Here is a 23874-nt window from a genome sequence, read left to right on the forward strand (position 1 = left end):
AAATTGCACAGCTTTTGTACTGTAGACCATAACCAAAAAATAAAATGTTATGGCTTATACAGTAGTATCAGTATTTCCTACCACTGTGGATACAGAGGAAATTATAAAAGATTTAAGAGAAAACGGTTTTGATGAAGCAAATATTATTGTTTCAAAATCAAATGTAGAAGACGGGTTGTCAACGGATCATTATCAGGAAGATGAGCAGACCAAAGGTTTCTTTGAGTATACTTTTGCTCACGATGCAGAAATGTTGGATGCTTATCGTAAACACAGTATCGGAAAAAATAATGTTATTGTTTACACAAACGATCTTGAGCAGGCAACATCAGCAAAGTCTATTTTAAACAGAAATGGAGCTTTGGAAGTTTACAGAAAAACGACCGAAGATAAAACAGATATTCCGGAAGGAATGACCGAAGAAGAATATAACGGAATCATTGCAAAAGCAAAACACAATATTTATTTCCTTGGTTCTGAAAGAATTTATCATAATAATGTCGTTAAAGGAATGGATGATGCTATGGATGACCTTGGATCAAAAGAATAAAATATTTAATACGCTATAAAATAAAAAGACCATCAATTTGATGGTCTTTTTCTATATTTTCCACGACTTTATCAGCCAGCGATAAATCAATTCTTTTACAAAGAAATAAACCAGTACCGGAATTACAATAATTGCCGTCCAAAGGAGAGGATTAATATATTTTGATAATAATCCGTTTGAAACATCAGATTGTGCTAAAAAGTATTGTCCGAAAGCAATCAGACCTAGACTTAAAGTCAAGACAATCATTAAATTGATACTGAAGCGTCGACTGATGTCATTCACCATTTTCTTCGGAGAATATCCCAAACTGTTTTTGATGGAAACCTCTTCCTGTTTTTCTAAAAACTGAATTTTAATAAAACTGACAATAATATACAGACAAAGAGCAAAGATGAAAACTCCTAAGATCGCAATCACTTTTAAAACAAGAAAAAGCTTGGATTTTATTTTTGCAGAACGTAGACTTTCCTGATTCGATTCATAATTGTTTTCCTTCATCTTTGAAATCAATCCCTCATCCCCTGAATCTTTTACCTGAACCAAAACCCGATTGTAGACTTTAGGCTGATTGGCAAGTTGGGGTTTTGCAACTAAATTCAGAGAATCAAGAAACCTTTTCGGGATCAAAACAGAATGAATTCTGTCTGAAAGTCCGACCATTCTTCCTTTGTAGGTTTTATTTTCTTTATTAACGACAATATTGATATTAATTTCAATTTTCTTTGCAAAATCCTCCGAAATTTGCGGAAGTCCCTGGTTTAAAGCAAATCCGTAATTATAAAGGTTCAGATATTCCCTTGAAATAATGATCGGAATTACATCTCCTTTTACCTGAAAATCTTCATCAGCTAGTGGAACATCGATTGCTTTTAGATCCACTCCTTCAAAATATAGATCGGTATAAAAAGGAATAAAATCTCCGCCATTGGCAGAAGCTTTAAATTCGTTGGCAGAAAATGGATAGACACTTTTTACCTCTTCCCATTTTTTCAGTTTGGAAATATCATTTTCATTAAAACCAAGAAGTTCTTTTCTTCCGATATTATCGGGAGTGATTTTCTTGCTGAAAGTAAGCCAGTAATTGCTGTCACTGCTTTTATTACCAAACAGTCTGTTGGCATTTTCATACAGCTGTAAACAAGACAGCACCAAAATAAATGCTATAAATAATCCTGCATACAATATGATTGAATTAAAAAATTTCTTCATAAGCTTTATAAATGAAGAATTTGATAGTTGTGTTCGAAAGGAAATTCATTCAGCTCAAAAAATATTACACAGCTTCCGCTTTCCTGAGAAACTTCGTTGATCAATGAGAAGGCAATTTTTTTATTATTCAGATCCAAATGACTGAAACATTCGTCATAGATCAGAAAATTGGTCGGATTTATTAGACTTCTCACAATAGCACTTCTCTGTCTTTCACCATAAGAACAGTTTTCTGCCTTTTTCTGCAAAAGATTTTCAATTCCCAGTCGTGAAGCATATTCTTCCATTTTCGGGATGAATTTTTTTCTGTCTTTATTAAAAACTCGAAGTAAAATATTCTCTGAAATGGTAAGATTTTTAATTAATCGTACATCCTGAAAAAGCAGACTTACGCCGTCTTTTCTGTTTTCCACGATTTTTTCAAGGTGAAGATTTTTTACAGTTTCCTGATCGTATTTTATATTTCCTTCGTACTGAAAATGCGTACCGAGAACAGCTGTGGCAAGCGTAGATTTTCCACTCCCGGAAGGTGCGACAATCAGCAGTTTTTCTCCTTTCCGGAAAGAGATATTCTTTTTCCAGATTTCTGACTGTTCGATATTTCTGGGAGTGAAATATTTTGGTGAAATATTCTCTAAAACAATATTATCCATTCATTATTAAATAATACAATGCGTTTTCGTCTTTTTTGTCTAAAGTAAATACCGTTTTAGAAACAAGGTTTCCGCCATCTTCTTTAGATTCGTTCACCATGTCGACAACTTTTACAGTCGCTTTTTCTTTTTGATTATAATCATGTCCGTCAGACCAGGAATAAGCGGTAACTCCCGATTTTTTATCAAGCTTAGAATTTTTTCCTGCCTTTTTGTTCTGAAATTGATAGATCACATTATTATCATCAGAAAAAATCACCTGATTTTCGCTCATCATATATTTTTTACTCTGACCTAAAGGACCTTCTAGCAATGTAGTAAGATTATCTTTTTTCTTAGGATTGAAACCTAAAACCAATGCATTGTTTCTTGGTTGATAGTAATCCATTGTATCTGTAGGAACAGTTTTAAAATCAATAAAAGCATAATCTCCTGTGAAAGTAGAAGTAATGTCTTCCAACGTCTTGTTTGTTGATGCCAAATAATTATTTACAGTAGCTTCAAAACCAGCCTCTTTTATTAAATATCTCATAAAGTCTAAGCTGAAAAATCCTACTGTAAAAGATTTTGCATTATCTAACTCAACATTTTTTACAAGATCATAGTTTACATTATTTTTATCATAATACTTTTCAACGATCTTCTTCATATCCGAATTAAAGAATGTTTTCGTATCCATTTCGGATGTTCCTTTTCCAAAATTAAAATCGAATCCGATTCCGGAATCTTTTATTAATTTGTTGATAGCAAGAGTTTCGATATAACCTTTTGAAGCATAGCTTGCCAAAGCAGCAAGATTTACCCATCCGCTTACATCTTTATTGTCTACCAAAGATTGGTTTACCTGATCCTTAATTGTCGTGCTTGATGTTCCTTTTCTTGCCCAGAAATCCGTAAAATACTTTTCATTAAGTTTTGGGGCGTTGTCTGCAGACATTCCTCCGTTGTATCCTGCATAAGGATTGTATGATTTCTCGCTGGAAATAATCGCCATATCGCCTTTTATACTGCCTGATAATTTTCCGTCGATGTAGATGTAATCTTTTGAATCGACTGTTACCTTACTTTTTGTAAGATCAGACATGCTTTTCTGAAATTTGGCTTTGTCGCTAACCCAGAAAAAAGCTTTTGCATCGGGATCGGATGTAGATTTTCCTTGGTCTACAATAAAATAAAGAGGTTTATTCGTATCAATACCGGATTCTTTCGGTTTGCTTACCAATTGTAAGAAGAACTTCTGATCACCATCTATGTCTTTCTTTTCCTTTAAAATTTTATCAACAGGAATTTTCTCTGAAATTGAATTGATATTCACTCTGGAAAGCCCTAAAGTAGTATCCGTTGTGTAATTTAAAATTTCATTATTCTTGTTGGAATTACAGGAAAAAAGAATAGCAAATGCAAAAACGTAAAATAACGATTTCATTAAAGTGTTTTTCATAATTATTAAGTTAAGAAAGCAAATATAACATTTTGTCCCGAATATGTCCCATGTGTGGAGAAATAACAAAAAATGAAAAAAAGTTTTGATATTCAAAAAAAATTATATCTTTGCATCTGAAAATCAAGTTTAACCATTTAAAAACAACGAAGCAATGTTCAAATTTAATCTACATTCAACAGTAGGATTGCCTTTTGCAAAGGCGAGGCTTCGTGGTTTGGTACACTCATAGAATAACAGTATATTGAAATATCAAAACCCGAAGTCGTAAGATTTTCGGGTTTTTTATTGCGCAATATTCAAACTCAAACAAGTTTCCCCGAAATCATTTTTAATAAAATTTAGGAGCTTTTCGAAATAGCAGATAATTTTTTATTTGAAGCTGTTTCCCGCTTTCCGCTATATCTTTTTTGCCAACGCTTTTTTCAAGCCGACGCAAAAAAAGGATGTCGCTGCAATCGGGGCTAAGAAAAGTATCCGCATTGTCATTCTGACGATAGGAAGAAGCTCTCATCAAAATGACAAAATAAATTCAACTAAAATATTAGTTGGAGAAGATTTAATGTGATGTATAATAGTTTAACTATCAATACTTCACCTCTAATATCTATAATTAATGGAAAATAAGAACCTTCTGTTTTCAAGATTAAGAAGTCTGAGAAGCAGAAAAAGAATAATAAAAAAAGATGTAGAAAAACAGATTAGAAAAAAGTATAATCGTAGCAAAGAGCTTTGGAAAATTAAAAGAGATATTCCTTGGATTCCTTTAGAAGAGCCTTATTAAAGAGGGTTTGTAAGATTTTTCGCTATAACAGAAGATGTGAAGCGAACAAAAGATGCAGAATTCTTTGAGGGGATTCTTAAGAAAATAAACACATTCATGTATTCGGAAATTCGGCACTTTTTAAAAAAGAAGAAAAAATTCGGACGAAGAATATATGTAGAAAGGGAACAAAAGCTAAAATCTCTTTCGTCGTATGAATGGAATAATCCGAAGATTCAGCTCACAGAGCGAGAAAGGCAATACTTTTTAAAAAGAAGAGAATATTGTCCTTTTCGTAAAATGTATTACGATTACTATGATTTTATAGAACCATGGAGATTTACGTTAAGAATAAAACCAAATATGATTACGCATTACAAGCCTGTAAATGCAGATTTGGAAAAAGAATATGCAGAAGTAGAATTTTACATAAAACAATATAAAGTTCAGGGTATTATTCAAAAGAAAATTTATGGCAAATCCAATTCAATCTGATCTCACCGAAAGTGAAAAATACTTTCACTACAAAATGTCTGCAACAGAGATTGTAGAGAACTTAGAGGACGGCTATGTCCGAGAATTTTAAAACAAAAACAATGGGAAATTTAAAACTTAAAGGAAAAGATATATTAAAAATAGGCTATCCAAACAATCAGAGCGTTAATATCGCTTTGGAGGTCATGAAAAGAAATTTTGCAACGAAAAATATTCATCATGTGAAATCTCTTTTAAAGGAAATTCTGCAAAATCCGGAACAATTTGAAAAAGATTTAACCTTCGGACAAATCGCAGAAGCTTTGCTTTCATCCAAGAAAACAGAAAAAAGAATGTTGAATGCCAACCGTACTTCTTTTCAGATTTTCGGAAACAACATTTCAGATGAAGCAAAAAACCAATTGTACACGGCTTTGAAACTTCCAATTTCAACACAGGGAGCTTTGATGCCCGATGCACACAGCGGTTACGGACTTCCGATCGGAGGAGTTCTGGCTGTAGAAAATGCTGTGATTCCGTACGGAGTCGGGATGGATATTGGTTGCAGAATGAGCCTCAGTATTTTGGATACCCCTATTTCATATCTTGATGGAGCAAGAGATAAATACGAAAAAGCTCTTGCCGAACATACAAAATTCGGAATGTATGAAACACATAAATCTCACGTTGATCACGAAATTTTCGACAGAGATACTTTCGATATGATCCCGATTTTGAGAAGATTAAAAGGAAAAGCCATCAAACAAATGGGAAGTTCCGGCGGTGGAAATCATTTTGTAGAATTCGGGGAAGTTGAAATCAAAGAAGAAGATGAACAGATCGGGCTCCCGAAAGGAAAATATCTCGGAATCCTTTCTCACAGCGGTTCGCGTGGGTTGGGAGCTGAAATTGCTCAATATTATTCAAGAGTTGCAACGGAACAATGTCCGTTGCCAAAAGAAGCACAAAACTTCGCTTGGCTGGATTTGAGCACACATCTCGGATTAGAATATTGGACTGCGATGAATTTGGCAGGAGATTACGCTTCAGCTTGTCACGACGATATTCACAGGAGATTGGTAAAAGCTGTCGGAGGACGAGTGAAAGCCAGAATTGAAAATCATCACAACTTCGCGTGGAAAGAAATCCACAACGGAAAAGAAGTGATCGTTCACAGAAAAGGCGCAACTCCAGCCAACGAAAATGAATTGGGAATGATTCCCGGATCAATGACAGCAAAAGGCTTCATCGTGCGCGGAAAAGGAAATCCAGATTCGTTGAATTCGGCTTCTCACGGTGCGGGAAGAGCTCATTCGAGAGGTGAATGTAGAAGTCTTTTCACCCAGAATGATATCAAAAAAGAACTAAAAATGAAGAATGTCACTTTGATGGGCGGAAATACGGAAGAAGCACCGATGGCGTATAAAGATATTAACGAAGTCATGAACGCGCAAAGTGAATTGGTCGATATTCTGGGAACTTTCCAGCCTCGAATTGTGAGAATGGATAGATAATTTGTTGATAGGCTATAGTTATTGGTTGATGGATTTTGACTGATACTAAGAATAGCCAGTAAACTATTTAAGGAATGATTGTCATTCAGAATGGAACGAAGTGGAATGAAGAATTTACAAAAACAGATTTCTCACTACACTTTGTTTCGTTCGAAATGACAAAAGTAAAAAACGATGAAAAAGCAAAAAAAAAAATGGGAGCACCACATAATATAAAAAGATACGGTGAAGTCTGGCCGGAATTTAGAATTCAACACGGACTGGAAATTTTAGAAAAATTAAAAAATAAAGTCATTTTATCAGGAGGTTGGGCGTGGCATTTTATGTCTGAAATCGGACATACAGAATACAAACATGCTCACGATCATAAGGATATTGATGTTTTTGTAAATAAAGAAAATGTTGCAGAAGTTGTTATGATTCTTCAGCAGGAAGGTTTTCAGAAAGTCTGGACGCGTTATGATCATTTGCCGAGTGAAGAAAACTTCCGAAGATATGAGAAAACAATCGAATTAGACAACGAAAAGTTCCACAGAATTACAATTGATTTCTTTGAGAGAAACGATTTAAAAACTGTTGAAACTAATGGATTTACGGTTGTAAAACCTGAAGTTTTACTTTCATTTTACAGAAATATTCATTCCAGCGATAAATGTTGGGCGGTGATGGCTGCAAAAGATTTATTGGAAAAAGGAATTGATCCTGTCGGTCATCCAAGATTAAGTGAAATTCCAAAATAACAATGGACAATCATATCAAAGAAAAAGTATTTGAATTTATCAATGAAAATTTTTCAAATGACAGAAAATTATTGAGAGAAAAAGCAAATGTGTTTTTAAAAAATCCTCATGTAACCGATCTGTTTTGTAATGAATTTGAAAAAGTAAATGTTGTTGTGCATTTTCAGTCTTTATCTTCTGAAAAGGATAAATTTTCAAAAGAAGAAATGGGAGACATTTCAGATGTTTGGAATTTTTATTTGAATCAAGATATTGATGAGGTAGATACAAGCGAAGGATATAAAGACTGGGATTTTGAAAAATATCTGGAAACGGGAAAGGCTTTACATTGTTGCAAGGTTTGGATTAATTGGTTTTTAAAGATGTATTATATCCAAACTTTTGAAATAATTAAAAAAGGAAAATTTGAAACGGACAGTGTTTTAACAATTGTTGACCCTTATGAAAAAGGAAAATACAATTCAATTTTAAATATAATGAAGGAAAAAGGTTATGAAGCAATTACAGATGATTTGGCTTTAATAAAAGTAAAATCAGTTTCTACAGATTGTAATGATGATCCGACTGTTTTTGATTGCCTGTTTTCAGATATTATTTATCCTGTTCATTTTAGAATTAAGTAAAATAAAAATGGAAAAACTCATACAAATAACCTCCGGAAGAGGACCTTTAGAATGCCAATGGGTAGTTGCAAAAGTTCTGAAGGTCTTTCTTGAGGAGGCAAAAAATAATAAAATAGACTACGAAATCATTCACCGTGAAAATGGTGATGAAAACCTAACATTAAAATCTGTAACCCTACTTTTAAAATCAAAAAATATAAATGAATTTTTGAAGAACTGGTTGGGAAGCATTTGTTGGACAGGAAAAAGTACATTCCGGAAACTGCACAAAAGAAGCAACTGGTTTATCGGAGTTTTTGAATTGGAAGGTTTGGAGAAAATCGATTTTAATGAAAAAGATATTCAGTTTCAGACGACCAGAAGTCAGGGAAGTGGCGGACAAAACGTAAATAAAGTGAACACTGCGGTTCGTGCGACACATTTACCGACGCGACAAAGTGTTTTCGTACAGGATTCGCGTTCGCAATTGGAGAATAAAAAACTGTCGATTACAAGATTAAAGGAAAAAGTGTTGGAACAGAATATTATTCAGCTTCAAAAACGAATGCAGGAAACATGGAACAATCATTTGCAGGTGCAAAGAGGAAATTCGATCCGTACATTTTCCGGAACAGATTTTAAAAAGAATTATCAGGAAAAATCTTTCAAAAAAGAAAGAAATCAATTGAAAAATGAATTAAAAAACTACAAAAATGACATTAACTAAAAATAAATATTATTTTGAGGCTTTGGACAATTATCCATACAGTCTTCCAGAATGTTTGGAAGCATTGAATTATGCATTGTCCTACGATCCGGAAGATGCAGACAGCCTTTGTCTGATGGGACGAATTTACAGCGAAATGTTGAACGATTATGAAAAAGCCAAACTGTATTTCGAAGAAGCGATGCAATGTGATATCACGAATCTGAATGTTCCCCAATATTACATTAAATGTCTTTTGGATAACGAAGATTTTCATGAAGCCGAAAAACTGATTGCATATTCATTGAAAATCAAAGGAATCGATAAGTCGAATTTATGGTTTTACAGATCTTTACTTTCTGAGAAAAGAGGAAGTTTTGTCAATGCATTAAAATTTTTGGATCAAGCCGCAAAATATTGTTTTAACGAGCATAGTTTGAATGTGGTAAAAGATCGTAAGAAATTTATCAAATCTAAAATGCCGAAGAAAAGCAAAATTAAAAAGAAGAAGGGGGCGAAAAAGTCTCCTTCTTAACATAATATATTTCCTGACATGAAATGAAGAAAAAATCTTAGCTTTGTTTAAAGTCAATCCCATGAAAAAAAATCTATTTTTTATTCCGCTTTCTGTGGCGGTAATGTTTGCCTACAGTACAATGAATGGGCAAAATTCGAAAGTATTGATTCAGGATTATTACAAAAAGAACGCACAGCTTTCTCAGAAAAATAGTTTTGATAACAAACTTGGTTTTATAATTCTCAACGAAGATAATTCTAAGAGTTTGGGTGCCAATATTGTGAATATTCAGCAAACTTATGACGGTTTACGTGTTTATAATGCGCTTGGAAAAGTTATTATAAAAGATGAAAAAATTATCTCAGAAAAAAATGACTTCAAAAAAGAGATTGTAATTGGAAATCAGTCAAATCCAAAAGAAAAACTTTCTGAAGAAGCATTGAAGCAAAATCTGAATTTACAGGAAATCTCAAGAGTAGAATATCTGCCGAATGTTTATTTTGAAAAAAATAATGTGTTTGTTTTGGCTAAGGAATTATTCGTTTCAGATAAAAAATCTTCGGATGTTTGGCATGTCATTGCAGATGCTTCAACAGGTGAAATTCTTACAAAAGATAATTTAACGGTAAGTTGTGATTTTGACCATAATAATAACGGAGCAGCAGATTTAAATTATTCAGAACCAGTAAAATTTACCACCGAAAGTTTAGATTCTCAGAAAACGACTTCGTTATTGGTTCCGTCTAATGCATCTTATAATGTTTTTCCTCTTCCGGTTGAAGCGCCAAGTTTCGGATCACGTTCTATTTTAAATAATCCTTGGGATATTACGGCATCTCCGGAAGGATGGCATTCAACAGGCACAGCAAGTTATACGAATACAAGAGGAAATAATGTGTATGCTTACTCGGATCAGGCAAATGCAAATGTAGCAGGATATTCTCCGGATGGAGGAGCTTCAAGAAATTTTGATTTCACGTATGCTGAAGGAAGATATATCAATCCTTTTTCTCAGAAAGATGCGGCAATTACGAATCTTTTTTACATGAATAATAAAGTTCATGACGTATTTTACAAGTTCGGATTTACAGAAGCAGCTAGAAATTTTCAGACTAATAATTTCGCAAACGGAGGAATTGGAGGAGATGCTGTAAATGCAGAAGCTTTTGACGGAAGCGGATTGAATAATGCCAACTTCAGCTCAGGATATGAAACGGTAATAAGCGGGACAACTTATCTTCTCGCGCCAAGAATGCAGATGTATATTTGGTCGAGAAGCCAGACAACGGCAGATCCTATTTCAAGATATCAGTACAATTCTCCGTCAACTGTTGCAAGCCGACCTAAAGTTTTAACAGGAACAGCTTCTTTCGGACCATTATTGTTTGAAGGACAATCTGTAACAGGAGACATTGCTGTTTCCACACCTGCAGATGCATGTACACAGCCGACTGCGGGAAGTCTTACAGGCAAAATTGCTATCGTAACAAGTACAACTTGTGAATACAGCCTTAAAGTTTTAAATGCTCAAAATGCAGGAGCTGTCGGAGTAATTGTTTATAGACCAAGTACAGATACTCCTGTGACTATGGGAGCGGGAACTTACGGAAGTCAGGTAACTATTCCTTCTATTAATATGGGAAAAACGGAAGGTGAGTTTTTGGTAGCTCAGGTTACGGGTGGAAATCCTATCAATGCAACTTTAATAAATGATTATAACGGATTTAAACATTCAAGTTTAGATAATGGAGTTATAGCTCACGAATACGGTCATGGAATTTCGAATAGATTAACGGGACAGGGATATAGCTGTCTTTCATCAACCAATTCTACAGAACAGATGGGAGAAGGCTGGTCAGATTTTTTTGCTTTAATGCTTACTGCAAGACCGGGAGATACATCAGCTTTGGCAAGAGGAATGGCAACGTATGTAGCAGAACAGCCAACTACAGGAAACGGAATACGACCGGCAAAATATTCTCCTGATTTTACAGTGAATGGATTTACCTATGCCAATACAAACACAATGGTTGGAGATTCTCACTCTATTGGTTTTGTCTGGGCATCAACACTTTGGGATCTTACATGGAAATATGTAGAAAAATATGGCTATAATAATGATGTTTTAGCCAATCCAAATTCAGGAAATGCAAGAATTCTACAATTGGTAGTAGATGGTTTGAAACTTCAGGTTTGCAGTCCCACTTTTATTGATGGAAGAGATGCGATTCTTCAGGCAGATCAGGTGAAAACAGGAGGTGCTGATAAATGTATGATATGGAAAGCTTTCGCAAAAAGAGGTATAGGAGTGAACGCTTCAGCTGGAAGCAAAACTGTTGGAACAGATCAGGTAGAAAACTTTACTTATCCTGCAGAATGTAATGTCGTGTTGGCAACTCAGGAAGCTGGAACTACAGAAACAAAATATGTTGTTTTCCCGAATCCGACGTATGACGAATTCTTCGTGGGAAATATAGATAAATCCAAAGAAGATGTTAAAGTAAAACTTTTCGACATGTCAGGAAAATTAGTGCTTTCTGATACAAGAGAAAATACCTCTAAAAAAGCTTTTTCAACAAAAGAATTACAAAAAGGAGTTTATATGGTGAATATAAAGCAGGGAGAAAAAACTCAGACTGAAAAATTGATCGTAAAATAATATATTCAAACAATAATTTTAAGAAAGGAAGTCAGTTTGGCTTCCTTTTTTTGTAGCTTTATTTATGGAATTAAGATTTAAATTAAAACAACTTCATTTAAAAGAAACATTCTCAATTGCTTACGGGAACTATGACAAAAGAGACGCATTACTCGTAGAATTATCTCATCAAAATTGCAAAGGCTATGGAGAATGTGTAGCGATTGATTATTATAAAATTGATCTTCAACGTTTTGTTTTAAAATTAAAGGAAATTCAGACAAAGATTGAAGCTCAGAAAATCATTCCTCCAAAAGAATTTTTCCAATTTTTATTACACTTAAATCTTCATCCATTTTTGCTTTCTGCGCTAGATTGTGCTTATTGGGATCTTTTCGGAAAGCTGGAAAACAAAAGTTTTATTGAATTAAATAATCTTCCGTCAGGAAATTTAGTAGAAAGTTCCATCACGATTTCCATTGGAGAAATAGAACATCAGATTGAAAAAATTGAAAAAAGCTCTTGGAACAAATTCAAAGTAAAATGCAAAGGATTAGATAAAAATAATGTTGAAAAACTTTTGAAATTAAATCAAAATATCGCTTTAGATTCCAACGCAAGTTTTACTGATGAAGATTGTATCTGGTTTCAGGAAAATGATGAGGTTCAGAAATTTTCCTATTTGGAGCAACCAAGACCGATTGATAATTATGAAATTTTGAAAAAAGAAAGTTTCGCCAATTGGATGGCAGATGAAGATTGTCAAAATCTGGATTCCTTAGATGAATTAATTTCTTATTATAAAAGCATCAACATCAAATTAATGAAATGTGGAGGATTGACTCCTGCTTTAGAAATGATCGAAAAAGCAAGAGAATTAAACTACAAAATCATGATTGGATGTATGACAGAATCTTCCGTAGGAATTTCTGCTGGCTGTGTTTTAACAGGACTTGTCGATTATGTTGATCTTGACGGCGCGAATCTTATTTCCAATGATTATGCCACAGGAAATTTCGTAGAAAACGGTAAAATAATTCTGTCCCAAAAACCAGGTTTGGGAATTACTTTAAAATAAAAAGCCCTCAAAAGAGGACTTTATTGATATATTTTTAAAATTACTTTACAGAAACAATATAATCATAAACCCATTGGTGCTGCTCATCAGTCAATTTTGCTTTTGGCGCCATAGAATTCATAATTCCTACCCACTGTACAGAAGTATGAGATGTCGGATTAGGTAATTTGTGGCATCTTCCACATGAGTTTTCGAAGATTGTTTTTCCTTGTGCAATCTGTTCAGCCGTAGAAGTTGAAGCTACTGGAGCTGTTGCTGTAGAAGCTTTTGGCGTACAAGATGCTAACAAAACAGCAGTGAATGATGCTACAGCGATTATTTTTTTCATGTTTAAACTATTTGATTGAGACAAATGTAGGAAATTCCCTTTTCCATTGATGATATGGAACTTAATTTAGAAGAAATACAAATTACAGAAAATATAATAAAGTGATTTAACCTTTCACAATTGATGATTGAGACTTCAATTTCTCACATTTAATTATTATTTTTGAATCAATGAAATTTTCTACAGAAGAGCTAATAGAAGGAATAAGATCGGGAAACAAACGCCTGATCGGAAAAGCGATTACATTAGTTGAAAGTAAAAAAGCCGAGCACAGACAACAATCCGAAGAACTGTTAAAACAAATCATGCCTTTCACGGGAAACTCGATCCGAGTGGGAGTGACGGGAGTTCCGGGTGCAGGAAAATCAACTTTTATAGAAAATTTCGGAAGATTGGTCATTTCTAATGGGAAAAAAGTAGCCGTTTTAGCCATCGATCCGAGTTCGGCAATCAATAAAGGAAGTATTTTGGGTGATAAAACCAGGATGGAAGAACTTTCCAAAGAAGAGAATGCTTTCATTCGCCCTTCTCCGAGTTCCGGATTTTTGGGCGGTGTTGCGAATACGACATTCGAAACAATGATGATCTGTGAAGCTGCAGGTTATGATTATATTTTAATTGAAACCGTTGGAGTAGGACAGTCTGAAGTTTTGGTTGCAGATATTACCGATGTTTTTTTATTTTTAAAAATAATTGGCGGGGGCGACGAACTTCAGGGAATCAAACGAGGAATCATGGAAATGGTTGATGTTATTTTCATTAATAAAGTTGAAAAAGATAATCTTCAGAAAGCAAAAAATACCAAATTAGAATTAAAAAGAGCTTTAGATTTTATTCCGCCAAAAGAAAAAGACTGGAAAGTTCCGGTTTTGCTGGGATCGGCTTTAAGTAATGAAGGTTTAGGCGATGTTTTTGATAAAATTAATGATTTTATTGATCTTAAAAAGAAAACCAACAGATTCGAAGAAGTAAGAACTCAACAAGGAGAAAAACGTTTTGAATACTGGGTTCAGGAATATATTTTATCGATGATGAAGAAAAATAATTCTGTAGAAGAAGCTTATATTCAGCACAAAAAAAATGCTTCGACAATGATTTCAAATCCAAGTACCGAAGCAAAGTTATTTGTTGAGAAATTTTTATCTAAAGAGTAAATTAATTCATTAAAGTTTTTCTTTTTCCACTTCATTTTTCGAAATAAATCCGTCATAAGAAATCGGCTGTCTGTCGTTACTTCTTATCGATGTGTATGCTTTTCCGTTTTTGAAAACTTCAATAATGATTTCATCTACAGTACTTTGATCGTTCACTTTAATTTTTACGATCCATTTTCCTTTTTTACCTTGAGATTTGGTTACTGCAAAATCCTTTGAGGTAAATCTGTAGCTGTTTTGGCTTGTATTTCCGTAAGTTGGATTAAAAACCCTTCCAAAATAAGGTAAAGTAACCTCAAGTTTGTCTTTTCTTAAATCAACCGAATAATTACTTCCCGAAAGATCAAGAATTCTTGTTGAAGTAGAATTCGGCATTGAGTTCATTACATTAATGACATCATAATTTGTGGGCGTTGCTCTTTCCGCGCGAAATGAAAAATCATCTGTGTTGATAAGTTCAGTAATGGTCTGAGAATTGGCTTTGGTTTGAGAAAAACCATTTTGGAAGATCATTAAAAATCCAAAAATGAATATGATTGAAATATACTTTTTCATGATAGTAAAATAATTATTAAATTTAAATAGCAAATTATATGCAAATATATCGCTTAGAAATTATTTTGGAATAAAAATTGTAAAGGTTGAATTAATACACTCGAAATTATGAAAATAAAACACATTTTAGGACTTGGAGCAACGGCTCTTGCTATTGCTGCATGTACTACAAACCCAATTACAGGGAGATCTTCTCTGCAATTGGCAAATAACTCGGAAATAATGACAATGTCTGCGCAGGAATACAAAACGACATTATCAAAAGGAAAAGTAATCTCTGGAACGGCAGATGCGAAAAGAGTGACAAGTGTAGGATCCAGAATAAAATCTGCTGCTGAAAGATATTATCAGCAAATAGGACGTTCTGCAGATCTTGCAAACTACAACTGGGAATTCAATTTGTTACAAAGTAGTGAACTGAACGCTTGGTGTATGCCTGGAGGAAAAGTTGCTGTTTATACAGGAATTTTACCAGTTACAAAAAATGACAACGGATTAGCTGTTGTTTTAGGACATGAAGTTTCTCACGCTTTGGCGGGACACGGAAATGAAAGAATTTCTCAGGCAATGGTTGCTCAATATGGAGGACAAATTTTAGGAGGAACAATTTCTAACGGTCAATGGGCAAGTGTTTTTGAGAAAGTTTATCCGATCGGTTCTCAGGTTGCTTTGTTGAAATATGGCAGAAATCAGGAATCTGAGGCAGATCAAATGGGACTGTATTTAATGGGAATGGCTGGTTATGATCCAAGAGAGGCAATTCCTTTCTGGAATAGAATGGAAGCAGCTTCTACAGGTGCAAGACAACCTGAATTCCTTTCGACTCACCCGAATCCTGAGACAAGAATTTCGGACATCAATAAAAACTTACCCAAAGCTCTTGAATATTACAAAGCTGCAGGCGGAAAAGTATAATTAATAAAGAATTTTAATCTTGAGTAAAAGCCTTATTATATTTTCACTAAATTGGTAAGGCTTTTTAATTTTAACCACTAAACACAACACTATGAAAAATTTAACGATTATCGGACTTGTACTTTTGGCATTATCGGTACTTTTATTTTATCTGACATCATCCAATTTTACTATTAATGATTTGGGAATGCCTCATATCATGGGAATTTTGGGAGGAATCGGAATCGGTTTAATTATCGGCGGAATGGTAGGCTATGTAAGTAAAGGAAGTGCGATAAAAGAAGAACAAAAAAGAAAAGAATTCAAGCAACTGCAAAAAGATAAAGAAGATCTGGAAAAACAGGCTGCAGAAATAGCAAGACGTGAAGCCGAACTTCGAAATCATGAAAATCAAAATCCTCAAATCTAAGAGTTGAGGATTTCTTTATAATTGTTATTTTCGCTGAATTTAGAATTTGTAACCGACACCTACCATAAATAAATTAGGTCTGTTGTCGTATCTTATTTCATCTCCTGAAACTTTATTAATGAAGTTTCTGGAATCTTTACTGAACGCCCCTTCATATCTTGCATTCAAAAGTAATTTTTTGATTTCCAATTGAGCTCCGAATTGATAACCTACTGTGAAATTGTCTCTCGCATTTTCTTTAAAGTCGTTGTAAGTATCTTCTTTGCTTAAATTATAGCTCGCAACCGGACCTACAAAAACGCCTAAGAAATCTCCTAAAACTTTGTGACCAATAAGAACCGGCAAATCTATACGATTGTTCTTAATATCAAAAGTTGTATTGGTTGTAGGGTCTGTAAAGTCACTTTTAAAAGAAGTATAATACAATTCCGGCATTACGAAAAATGATGCAGGAAGATTGGCTTTTAATGACAAACCAACGTTGAAACCTACATTGTTTTTTCCTTTTCCGTCAATTGCTTGATTTACTGTTCCTTTAATATTTTGCCATGATGGCGATCCTGTCGGGAAAATTAAGTTTGCTTTTCCTGCCAGAGAAATCTGTGCAGACGCAAACAGAGAAAATCCTATTAATGCTATACTAAGTACCTTTTTCATTATCGTCAATTTTTGTGATTGTATTCTCAATAGTTTTATTATTCTCGAGTAAATATTCTCTTAATTCTTTAAATAATTCTGATGAATAAACGAAATCGATCAGATTTTTATTGCCCGCCGTGATCAGAACGTCTTTATTTCCTTCCCATTCTTTGATTCCTAATCTCAGATATACAATTTTTTCACCAATTGTCATTACAGAGTTCATATCGTGGGTATTGATAATCGTTGTCGTGTTGTATTCTTTCGTGATTTCAAGCAAAAGATCATCAATTACATTGGAAGTATATGGATCTAGTCCTGAGTTGGGTTCATCACAGAAAAGATATTTCGGGTGGTTTACAATCGCTCTTGCAATCGCCACACGTTTCTGCATACCTCCGGAAATTTCTGATGGGAATTTTCTGTTGGCTTTATCTAGATGTACTCTTCCGATTACTTCAAAAACTCTTCTTTTCTTTTCTCTGAAAGTTAAGTTGGTAAACATATCCAGAGGAAACATAATATTTTCTTCCACCGTTAAAGAGTCAAACAACGCACTTCCCTGAAACAGGGTTCCGATTTCAGATCGTAAATGCTGTTTTTCTTCTCTGTTCATGATATTGATATCTCTGCCGTCAAAAAGAATTTCTCCGGATGAAGGTTGATAAACATTCAGTAAACTTTTAAGGAAAACAGTTTTTCCCGAACCACTCTGCCCAATAATCAGGTTTACTTTTCCTTTTTCAAAGGTTGTTGAAATTCCTTTAAGTACTTCAACTTCATCAAAACTTTTCTTTAAATTTTTTACCTCAATCATTAGCTTAATATTAATTGGGTTAACAGTAATTCTGAAAGGATAATGAATACCATCGTCCAAACCACCGCTTGTGTACTCGCTCTACCTACTTCCAGTGAACCACCTTTTACATTATATCCGAAATAAGAAGGAACTGTTGCAATAATGAAGGCAAAAACCAAAGTTTTAGCAAATGCATAATATATAAAAAGATTAGGCATATACATCTGGATTCCGGTCATATAATCGTTTGTCGTCCAGTTTCCTGTAAGAATTCCGGCAATATAGCCTCCACCGATACCAAAAACGATACTGATGGCAATTAATAAAGGATTAAAAATAACACAGGCAAGTATTTTTGGTAAAATCAGAAAGTTAGGTGAATTTACACCCATAATATCTAATGCATCTATCTGCTCAGAAACTCTCATTGTTCCGATACTTGAAGCGATATAAGAACCCACTTTTCCCGCTAAGATCAGACTGATAATCGTAGGAGCAAATTCCAGGATCAAAACCGCTTTTGTAGCATATCCTACAAATGAAGGTGGAATAGGAAAATCGGAAGCATCAAAGTTGTTGAACATTTGAATCGCAACAACGGCTCCGACGAATATAGATGTAAAGATCACCAACCCGAAAGAGTTGACTCCCAAATCATTGATTTCTCGCATGAACAGCTTCCAGAACACTCTCATTTTCTGAGGCTTCTGCATGGATTTACCCATAAGGATAATATATTCTCCTACTGCTGTAAAAAACTTTTTTAACATTCTGCTAAATTAGACTTTTTTTATTGAATTAAATTAAAGTTGAGATGAAGACTGAGCCTCTGTTTTACTCTTAAAACTATTATATCATAATGTAGACCAAAATCTTTATTTTGCGTTTTTATCTCCACCGACAACTAATAAAACTGTTTTTAAAATGATAACCAGATCAAGTACGAAACTCCAGTTTCTTACATAAAAAGCATCTGCCAAAACTCTTTTATTCATTTCAACTTCTACGTCTCCTGCGTCACCACGAAGCCCGTTTACCTGCGCAAGACCTGTAATTCCGGGACTTACCATGCTTCGTAAACTGTATCGCCCGATTTTAGGTTTGTAATAATTATCTACAGCCAACATATGTGGTCTTGGACCGACGATTGACATTTGTCCTTTTAAAACATTTAAAAATTGTGGCATTTCGTCAAGACTGGTTTTTCTTAAGAATTTACCGATCTTCGTTATTCTTGCATCGTTTTCCTCTGTTGTTTTTGTTGAAGATTCATCATTCACGATCATTGTCCGGAATTTAATACAATCAAAAACCTCTTCATGGAAACCATATCTTTTTTGTATGAAAAAAGCAGGCCCCTTTGATGAAGATTTAATTAAAATTGTAATAATCGGGAATAACCACGAACAAATAAATACCAAAACAAAGGCTGAAAAAACAATGTCGAAAGTTCTTTTTAACAAAAAATTTGAATAATAATCTAATGGATATCTTGCCTGATTAAGAACGGGTTGCGTTTGAATGTAGCCCATATCATACAAAAAGAAATTACTTTGTGTAATGCTGGGAATCAGTGAAATATGAACTTTGTTGGCTTCTGCTAATCTGAAAATATCCTTTTCCTGTTTTTCGTCGTAAGAATTTTCTGTTGGAATAAATAAAGTATGAATTCCGTTTGTTTTCCAGAATTCTATTAATTCATTGGCTTCAATTTCAGGATTTTCATAATCGAAAATTTTGTAACCGTAATCTTTTCTTTCTTTTAAAATATTCTTTAAAACTTCCGTAGAGCTGTTTTCATGTAAAAACATAATGTTTCTGTGATTGATACCCAAGCTTCGGAAATATTTTATCCCAAAGAATATCAATGATTTAGCTAAGAAAATAAAGAAAAATAAATAAAACGAAAGCCAATATATATCCGAATTGAAAAATACATTGTAACTTACTTTTCCTATCAGCAAAACGCCCAAAATAAACAACAAAAAATGAACGAGAAGCCGTTCCAGAAACAAAGTATATGTTAAGTTTCTCGGAATATTATAGATTCTTGTTCTACCGCTCAGAAGCATCCAGAACAAGAACAATAACGCCAAAGAAAATAAGTTCTGATACCATGTTTCCTGGTTATACTTTAAGTCTTGATTTCGGCTCAGGAAAAAGAATATAAAAATAGATGCAATAACCAAAAGGTCAAGCAAAATGATGATCGATTTCAAGTATCTAGAGTATCGAATTCTCTGCATCTATCAGTATTTTCGGATACGAAGGGCTAAGTTACATATTTTTATGGGATATTCAGATATTTATGAGTCTGAACTGATGCTCTCCATTCAGGATGTTCCAAAATGAAGTCTGTGATCTTTGGATACATTTCATCACGTTTGCTCCATTCACTCTGAAGATATAAAGTACAATTTTCTGAAACTTTTGAAGCCTGCTCCTGAGCAAATTTAAAATCATTATTATTAAAAACAATCATTTTAAGTTCATGAGCTTTTTGATAAATTTCCTCTTTTGGAAGTCCCGTTTTCTTTGGTGAAAGGGTAATCCAGTCGATTTGCCCGCTCATCGGATAAGCTCCTGAAGTTTCAATATGAACTGTACATCCCAATTCTTTTAATTTGGATGTTAAAATTTCAAGATTCCACATTAATGGTTCACCGCCTGTTAAAACAATTGTTTTACAGTGCTTTGCGGCTGTTTCTGCAATTTCTTCTGCATTCATTAATGGATGTAAAGTCGGATCCCAGCTTTCCTTCACATCACACCAGTGACACCCGACGTCGCAACCGCCCAATCTGATGAAATAGGCTGCTTTTCCCGTGTGTGCTCCTTCTCCCTGAAGAGTGTAAAAATGCTCCATTACAGGGAGCATTTTACCTTCTTTTAATAAAATATCTTCTTCTTTATTCATTTTAAAATTAGTCGTTATAGACTGAAGTCTTATAAGCAATGATGGTGTTTTTCATCAACATCGCTCTGGTCATAGGTCCAACTCCTCCCGGAACCGGCGTGATCCAGCTTGCTTTTGCTGCACAACTGTCGAAATCTACGTCACCTGCCAAATAATATCCTTTTGGAGAATCGTCGTCTACTCTTGTAATTCCTACGTCAACAATCACTGCACCGTCTTTAATCATTTCACCTTTTAAAAAGTGAGGATCACCTAAAGCTGTAATTACGATGTCTGCTTTTTTAGTATATTCTTCAATGTCTTTTGTGTAAGAGTGTGTCAACGTAACCGTTGAGTTTCCGGGAAAATCTTTTCTTCCCATCAAAATACTCATTGGTCTTCCTACGATTTTACTTCTTCCGATGATGACACAGTCTTTACCTTTTGTTTCAATATTATATCTTTCCAATAATGTTAAAATTCCGAATGGGGTCGCAGGAAGAAAAGTGTCCATTTCCAAAGCCATTTTCCCAAAATTTGTAGGGTGGAAACCATCAACATCTTTTCTTGGATCAATAGCATTAATGATTTTCTCCTGATCAACCTGATCTGGCAAAGGCAACTGAACGATAAATCCGTCTACAGATTTATCCTTATTAAGTTCTTCAATTTTTTCCAATAATTCAGATTCAGAAACCGTGCTTGGAAATTTAACTAAGCTCGACTGGAAACCTACTTCTTCACAATCTTTCACTTTAGCATTTACATAAGCCTTGCTCGCTCCGTTGTTTCCAACAAGAATTGCTGCCAAATGGGGTGCTCTTCTTTTTGAAGCAACGATTTTTTCAACTTCAACCTTGATTTCTGCTTTTATTTCTTTGGATACTTTTAATCCGTCAAGAATTTCTGCCATTTTTTACTTTTATTACTTTTTATTAGATTTTTTAAGGATATTTTTCTGGATTCTGATGGGTGCAGAAAACGGAAAGTACAAAAACTTTCTTTGCTATTTCATCAATCCGAAATAAAACAATATAAGGATACTTCGGAAATGGTAAGAATCTTACATTATTATATCTTTTTTCAAAAAAAGGATTCAGTCGAATCTTTCTATAGGAGTCTGAAAGTTGTTTCTTAAAAGATTTTGCTGCTGATTTAGAAAATTGATTATAATATTGAATAGCATCATCAATTTCTATTTCTGCTTTTGTAGATAAAACAATTTTATATACCATATTTTTCAGAAATCTTTTTTAAAGACTCTTCGGCATCTACATATGTACTTTCATCTTCAGCTAATCTTTCATCAATCACTCTTTTCATTTCATCTGTCAACGCAAAACCATCCTCATTTTTTTCAAAGCTGATTTTCATTCTTTTCAAAAAAGTTTCCACAAAGGTCTCTTCTTCCTTGTTATTTAGGTTAATGATAATCTGTGTCATATCTTTTATTTTTAATCAAAATTAATGAAAATCAACAATAATTTATTTGTTTGATTTATAATAATTAATCAACCCGTTCGTCGAAGAATCATGAGAACTAATTGCCTCATTCTTTTCAAGTTCCGGAAGGATTTTATTAGCTAAAACTTTTCCTAATTCCACACCAAACTGATCGAAACTGAAAATATTCCAAATCACTCCCTGAACGAAAATTTTATGTTCATATAAAGCAATTAATTGTCCTAATGAAAAAGGAGTTAATTCATTGAACAAGAATGAATTGGTTGGCGTGTTTCCGTGGAAGACTTTGTAATTCAATAAGAAATCAATTTCTTCATCGGTTTTTCCTGAAGCTTTTAGTTCTGCTTCAACTTCTTCTTCTGTTTTCCCAAAGGCAAGTGCCTCAGTCTGAGCGAAAAAGTTTGCTAATAATTTATCTTGGTGATCTGAAACTTTGTTCGGACTTTTTGCATAGGCAATAAAATCTGCAGGAACCAATTCCGTTCCTTGGTGAATCAATTGGTAGAAAGCGTGTTGCCCGTTTGTTCCCGGTTCTCCCCAAATGATTGGTCCTGTTTCGTATTCTACGAATTCACCGTTTCTGTCAACACATTTTCCATTACTTTCCATATCTCCTTGTTGGAAATAGGCAGGGAATCTATCTAAATACTGTGAATAAGGAAGAATTGCAACCGTTGTAGCGGCATAAAAATTACGATACCAAATTCCAATTAATCCCATTAAAACAGGAATGTTTTCAGAAAAATCTGCTGTCTGGAAATGTTGATCCGTGTCGTAAGCTCCTCTTAATAGTTGTTCAAAATTTTCATATCCAACTGAAAGAACGATACTTAAGCCAATTGCGCTCCAAAGTGAATATCTTCCACCAACCCAATCCCAGAATTCAAAAATATTTTCTTCTGCGATTCCGAAGTCTTTAACTGCTTGAACATTAGTAGATAAAGCTACAAAGTGTTTGGCTACATCTTCTTGTTTTCCAGCTTTTAAGAACCAGTCTTTCGCTGAATTTGCGTTCGTCATTGTTTCCTGAGTTGTAAACGTTTTAGAAGCAATGATAAATAAAGTTGTTTCAGGATTTAAGTTCTTTACAACTTCCGCCATATGATTTCCGTCCACGTTAGAAACAAAATGAACATTTAACCTAGTTTTAAAATGTTTCAAAGCCGAAACCACCATCACAGGTCCCAAATCTGAACCTCCGATTCCGATATTGACAACATCTGTAATTTCTTTTCCTGTGAAACCTTTATGATCTCCTGAAATAATGCTTTCAGAAAAAGATTTCATGTGATCCAACACTCTTTTAATTTGAGGTTTGATGTTTTCTCCGTCTACCAAAATTTCTTTATCGGAAAAATCTCTCAAAGCTGTATGTAAAACTGCTCTTCCTTCCGTCTCATTAATCTTATCTCCAGAAAACATTTTAGAAATTGCATCTTTCAATTCACATTCTTCAGCAAGATTTAATAAAAGATTTTTCGTTTTAGAATCGATCAGATTTTTAGAATAATCGAACAAAAAGTTAGGTCTTTTGATAGAAAATTCATTAAAACGATTCGGATTATATGCAAAAAGGCTTCTTAAATCGAAATCATTATTTGCAAATTGTTCGTCAAGCGCTTTCCAGCTATTGGTTTGAGTAGGATTTATTTTTGATAGCATATATTTAGAAATTAGGGTTTTAAGGCTTTGGATCTAGGATTGTTGAATGCCAAATCCTCATGCAAAATTATTGATTTGCAAATTTACGGAATTTTACTTCAATGATGTTAATTGATGATTAAAAATCGATTCTAAGTTTATTATTAAATGAAGATTTTAATCTTT

General features: G+C 34.0%; 27 protein-coding genes. 13 read left to right on the forward strand and 14 right to left on the reverse strand.

Annotation, left to right across the window (positions count from 1 at the left end):
- Window positions 1-49 precede the first annotated feature (49 nt).
- Window positions 50-550, forward strand: coding sequence for a hypothetical protein (locus tag ABD940_RS18350; protein ID WP_345207188.1), 501 nt, complete (start codon window positions 50-52; stop codon window positions 548-550).
- A gap of 51 nt (window positions 551-601) precedes the next feature.
- On the opposite strand, the gene ABD940_RS18355 is transcribed toward ABD940_RS18350, so the two are convergent.
- From ABD940_RS18355 to ABD940_RS18365, 3 genes are read right to left on the reverse strand one after another with little or no spacing between them, the layout of a single operon-like run.
- Complete coding sequence (locus ABD940_RS18355) at window positions 602-1762, reverse strand: FtsX-like permease family protein (RefSeq protein ID WP_345207190.1); 1161 nt, start codon at window positions 1760-1762, stop codon at window positions 602-604.
- A gap of 5 nt (window positions 1763-1767) precedes the next feature.
- Entirely contained in the window at window positions 1768-2415 is a 648-nt protein-coding gene (locus tag ABD940_RS18360; RefSeq protein WP_345207192.1) for an ATP-binding cassette domain-containing protein, read from the reverse strand.
- Window positions 2408-3841 (reverse strand): hypothetical protein, encoded by a 1434-nt coding sequence (locus ABD940_RS18365; RefSeq protein ID WP_345207194.1) that lies wholly within the window; start codon window positions 3839-3841, stop codon window positions 2408-2410. The genes ABD940_RS18360 and ABD940_RS18365 overlap by 8 nt, the downstream gene beginning before the upstream one ends.
- 631 nt (window positions 3842-4472) lie before the next feature.
- Here ABD940_RS18365 and ABD940_RS18370 point away from each other — a divergent pair.
- The 9 genes from ABD940_RS18370 (at window position 4473) to ABD940_RS18410 (ending at window position 12888) form a co-directional block, all read left to right on the forward strand.
- Entirely contained in the window at window positions 4473-4640 is a 168-nt protein-coding gene (locus ABD940_RS18370; protein WP_345207196.1) for a hypothetical protein, read from the forward strand.
- Between the two features lie 36 nt (window positions 4641-4676).
- Window positions 4677-5114: a hypothetical protein gene (locus ABD940_RS18375; protein WP_345207198.1), complete on the forward strand. Its 438-nt coding sequence runs from the start codon at window positions 4677-4679 to the stop codon at window positions 5112-5114.
- Between the two features lie 101 nt (window positions 5115-5215).
- Window positions 5216-6607 (forward strand): RtcB family protein, encoded by a 1392-nt coding sequence (locus ABD940_RS18380; RefSeq protein WP_345207200.1) that lies wholly within the window; start codon window positions 5216-5218, stop codon window positions 6605-6607.
- A gap of 74 nt (window positions 6608-6681) precedes the next feature.
- The gene (locus ABD940_RS18385; protein ID WP_345207202.1) at window positions 6682-7347 is read left to right on the forward strand and encodes a nucleotidyltransferase domain-containing protein; all 666 of its coding nucleotides are present in this window, start codon (window positions 6682-6684) and stop codon (window positions 7345-7347) included.
- 2 nt (window positions 7348-7349) lie between these two features.
- Entirely contained in the window at window positions 7350-7970 is a 621-nt protein-coding gene (locus ABD940_RS18390) for a hypothetical protein (protein ID WP_345207204.1), read from the forward strand.
- Window positions 7971-7977: 7 nt separating this feature from the next.
- On the forward strand, window positions 7978-8676 hold the full coding sequence (gene prfH / locus ABD940_RS18395; RefSeq protein ID WP_345207206.1) for a peptide chain release factor H: 699 nt from the start codon (window positions 7978-7980) through the stop codon (window positions 8674-8676).
- Entirely contained in the window at window positions 8663-9190 is a 528-nt protein-coding gene (locus ABD940_RS18400; protein WP_345207209.1) for a tetratricopeptide repeat protein, read from the forward strand. Before prfH ends, ABD940_RS18400 begins: the two co-directional genes overlap by 14 nt.
- Before the next feature lie 61 nt (window positions 9191-9251).
- Window positions 9252-11831, forward strand: coding sequence for a T9SS-dependent M36 family metallopeptidase (locus ABD940_RS18405; RefSeq protein ID WP_345207211.1), 2580 nt, complete (start codon window positions 9252-9254; stop codon window positions 11829-11831).
- A gap of 64 nt (window positions 11832-11895) precedes the next feature.
- A complete protein-coding gene (locus ABD940_RS18410; RefSeq protein ID WP_345207213.1) occupies window positions 11896-12888 on the forward strand; it encodes an enolase C-terminal domain-like protein in 993 nt (330 codons plus the stop codon).
- Window positions 12889-12928: 40 nt separating this feature from the next.
- On the opposite strand, the gene ABD940_RS18415 is transcribed toward ABD940_RS18410, so the two are convergent.
- Window positions 12929-13216 (reverse strand): c-type cytochrome, encoded by a 288-nt coding sequence (locus ABD940_RS18415; protein WP_345207215.1) that lies wholly within the window; start codon window positions 13214-13216, stop codon window positions 12929-12931.
- Between the two features lie 170 nt (window positions 13217-13386).
- Here ABD940_RS18415 and meaB point away from each other — a divergent pair, with 170 nt between their 5' ends.
- Window positions 13387-14370 carry a methylmalonyl Co-A mutase-associated GTPase MeaB gene (gene meaB, locus ABD940_RS18420; protein ID WP_345207217.1) on the forward strand — a complete coding sequence of 328 codons (984 nt, stop codon included), beginning with the start codon at window positions 13387-13389 and terminating at the stop codon, window positions 14368-14370.
- 9 nt (window positions 14371-14379) lie between these two features.
- Here meaB and ABD940_RS18425 read toward each other — a convergent pair whose 3' ends face one another.
- Complete coding sequence (locus tag ABD940_RS18425; RefSeq protein WP_345207219.1) at window positions 14380-14925, reverse strand: DUF4251 domain-containing protein; 546 nt, start codon at window positions 14923-14925, stop codon at window positions 14380-14382.
- A gap of 108 nt (window positions 14926-15033) precedes the next feature.
- On the opposite strand from ABD940_RS18425, the gene ABD940_RS18430 reads away from it, so the two are divergent.
- Together ABD940_RS18430 and ABD940_RS18435 are read left to right on the forward strand one after the other, a co-directional pair.
- Window positions 15034-15840 carry a M48 family metallopeptidase gene (locus ABD940_RS18430; RefSeq protein WP_345207221.1) on the forward strand — a complete coding sequence of 269 codons (807 nt, stop codon included), beginning with the start codon at window positions 15034-15036 and terminating at the stop codon, window positions 15838-15840.
- 91 nt (window positions 15841-15931) lie between these two features.
- Window positions 15932-16249 carry a hypothetical protein gene (locus tag ABD940_RS18435; protein WP_344833693.1) on the forward strand — a complete coding sequence of 106 codons (318 nt, stop codon included), beginning with the start codon at window positions 15932-15934 and terminating at the stop codon, window positions 16247-16249.
- A 39-nt stretch (window positions 16250-16288) separates the two neighbouring features.
- Here ABD940_RS18435 and ABD940_RS18440 read toward each other — a convergent pair whose 3' ends face one another.
- The 9 genes from ABD940_RS18440 to pgi form a co-directional block, all read right to left on the reverse strand.
- Entirely contained in the window at window positions 16289-16906 is a 618-nt protein-coding gene (locus ABD940_RS18440; protein ID WP_345207223.1) for an outer membrane beta-barrel protein, read from the reverse strand.
- Window positions 16890-17705, reverse strand: coding sequence for an ABC transporter ATP-binding protein (locus ABD940_RS18445; RefSeq protein WP_345207225.1), 816 nt, complete (start codon window positions 17703-17705; stop codon window positions 16890-16892). Before ABD940_RS18445 ends, ABD940_RS18440 begins: the two co-directional genes overlap by 17 nt.
- On the reverse strand, window positions 17705-18457 hold the full coding sequence (locus tag ABD940_RS18450) for an MlaE family ABC transporter permease (protein WP_345207227.1): 753 nt from the start codon (window positions 18455-18457) through the stop codon (window positions 17705-17707). Before ABD940_RS18450 ends, ABD940_RS18445 begins: the two co-directional genes overlap by 1 nt.
- A gap of 105 nt (window positions 18458-18562) precedes the next feature.
- On the reverse strand, window positions 18563-19933 hold the full coding sequence (locus ABD940_RS18455; RefSeq protein ID WP_345207229.1) for an exopolysaccharide biosynthesis polyprenyl glycosylphosphotransferase: 1371 nt from the start codon (window positions 19931-19933) through the stop codon (window positions 18563-18565).
- A 41-nt stretch (window positions 19934-19974) separates the two neighbouring features.
- Entirely contained in the window at window positions 19975-20604 is a 630-nt protein-coding gene (locus tag ABD940_RS18460) for a 7-carboxy-7-deazaguanine synthase QueE (RefSeq protein WP_345207231.1), read from the reverse strand.
- Window positions 20605-20611: 7 nt separating this feature from the next.
- Entirely contained in the window at window positions 20612-21496 is an 885-nt protein-coding gene (locus ABD940_RS18465; RefSeq protein ID WP_345207232.1) for a bifunctional 5,10-methylenetetrahydrofolate dehydrogenase/5,10-methenyltetrahydrofolate cyclohydrolase, read from the reverse strand.
- 31 nt (window positions 21497-21527) lie between these two features.
- Window positions 21528-21818, reverse strand: a complete 291-nt coding sequence (locus ABD940_RS18470; protein ID WP_345207234.1) for a type II toxin-antitoxin system RelE/ParE family toxin — start codon at window positions 21816-21818, stop codon at window positions 21528-21530.
- A complete protein-coding gene (locus tag ABD940_RS18475; protein ID WP_345207236.1) occupies window positions 21808-22026 on the reverse strand; it encodes a hypothetical protein in 219 nt (72 codons plus the stop codon). Before ABD940_RS18475 ends, ABD940_RS18470 begins: the two co-directional genes overlap by 11 nt.
- A gap of 42 nt (window positions 22027-22068) precedes the next feature.
- Complete coding sequence (gene pgi, locus ABD940_RS18480; RefSeq protein WP_345207238.1) at window positions 22069-23709, reverse strand: glucose-6-phosphate isomerase; 1641 nt, start codon at window positions 23707-23709, stop codon at window positions 22069-22071.
- Between the last annotated feature and the right edge of the window lie 165 nt (window positions 23710-23874).

This window comes from Chryseobacterium ginsengisoli (assembly GCF_039542325.1).
Lineage (GTDB): Bacteria > Bacteroidota > Bacteroidia > Flavobacteriales > Weeksellaceae > Chryseobacterium > Chryseobacterium ginsengisoli.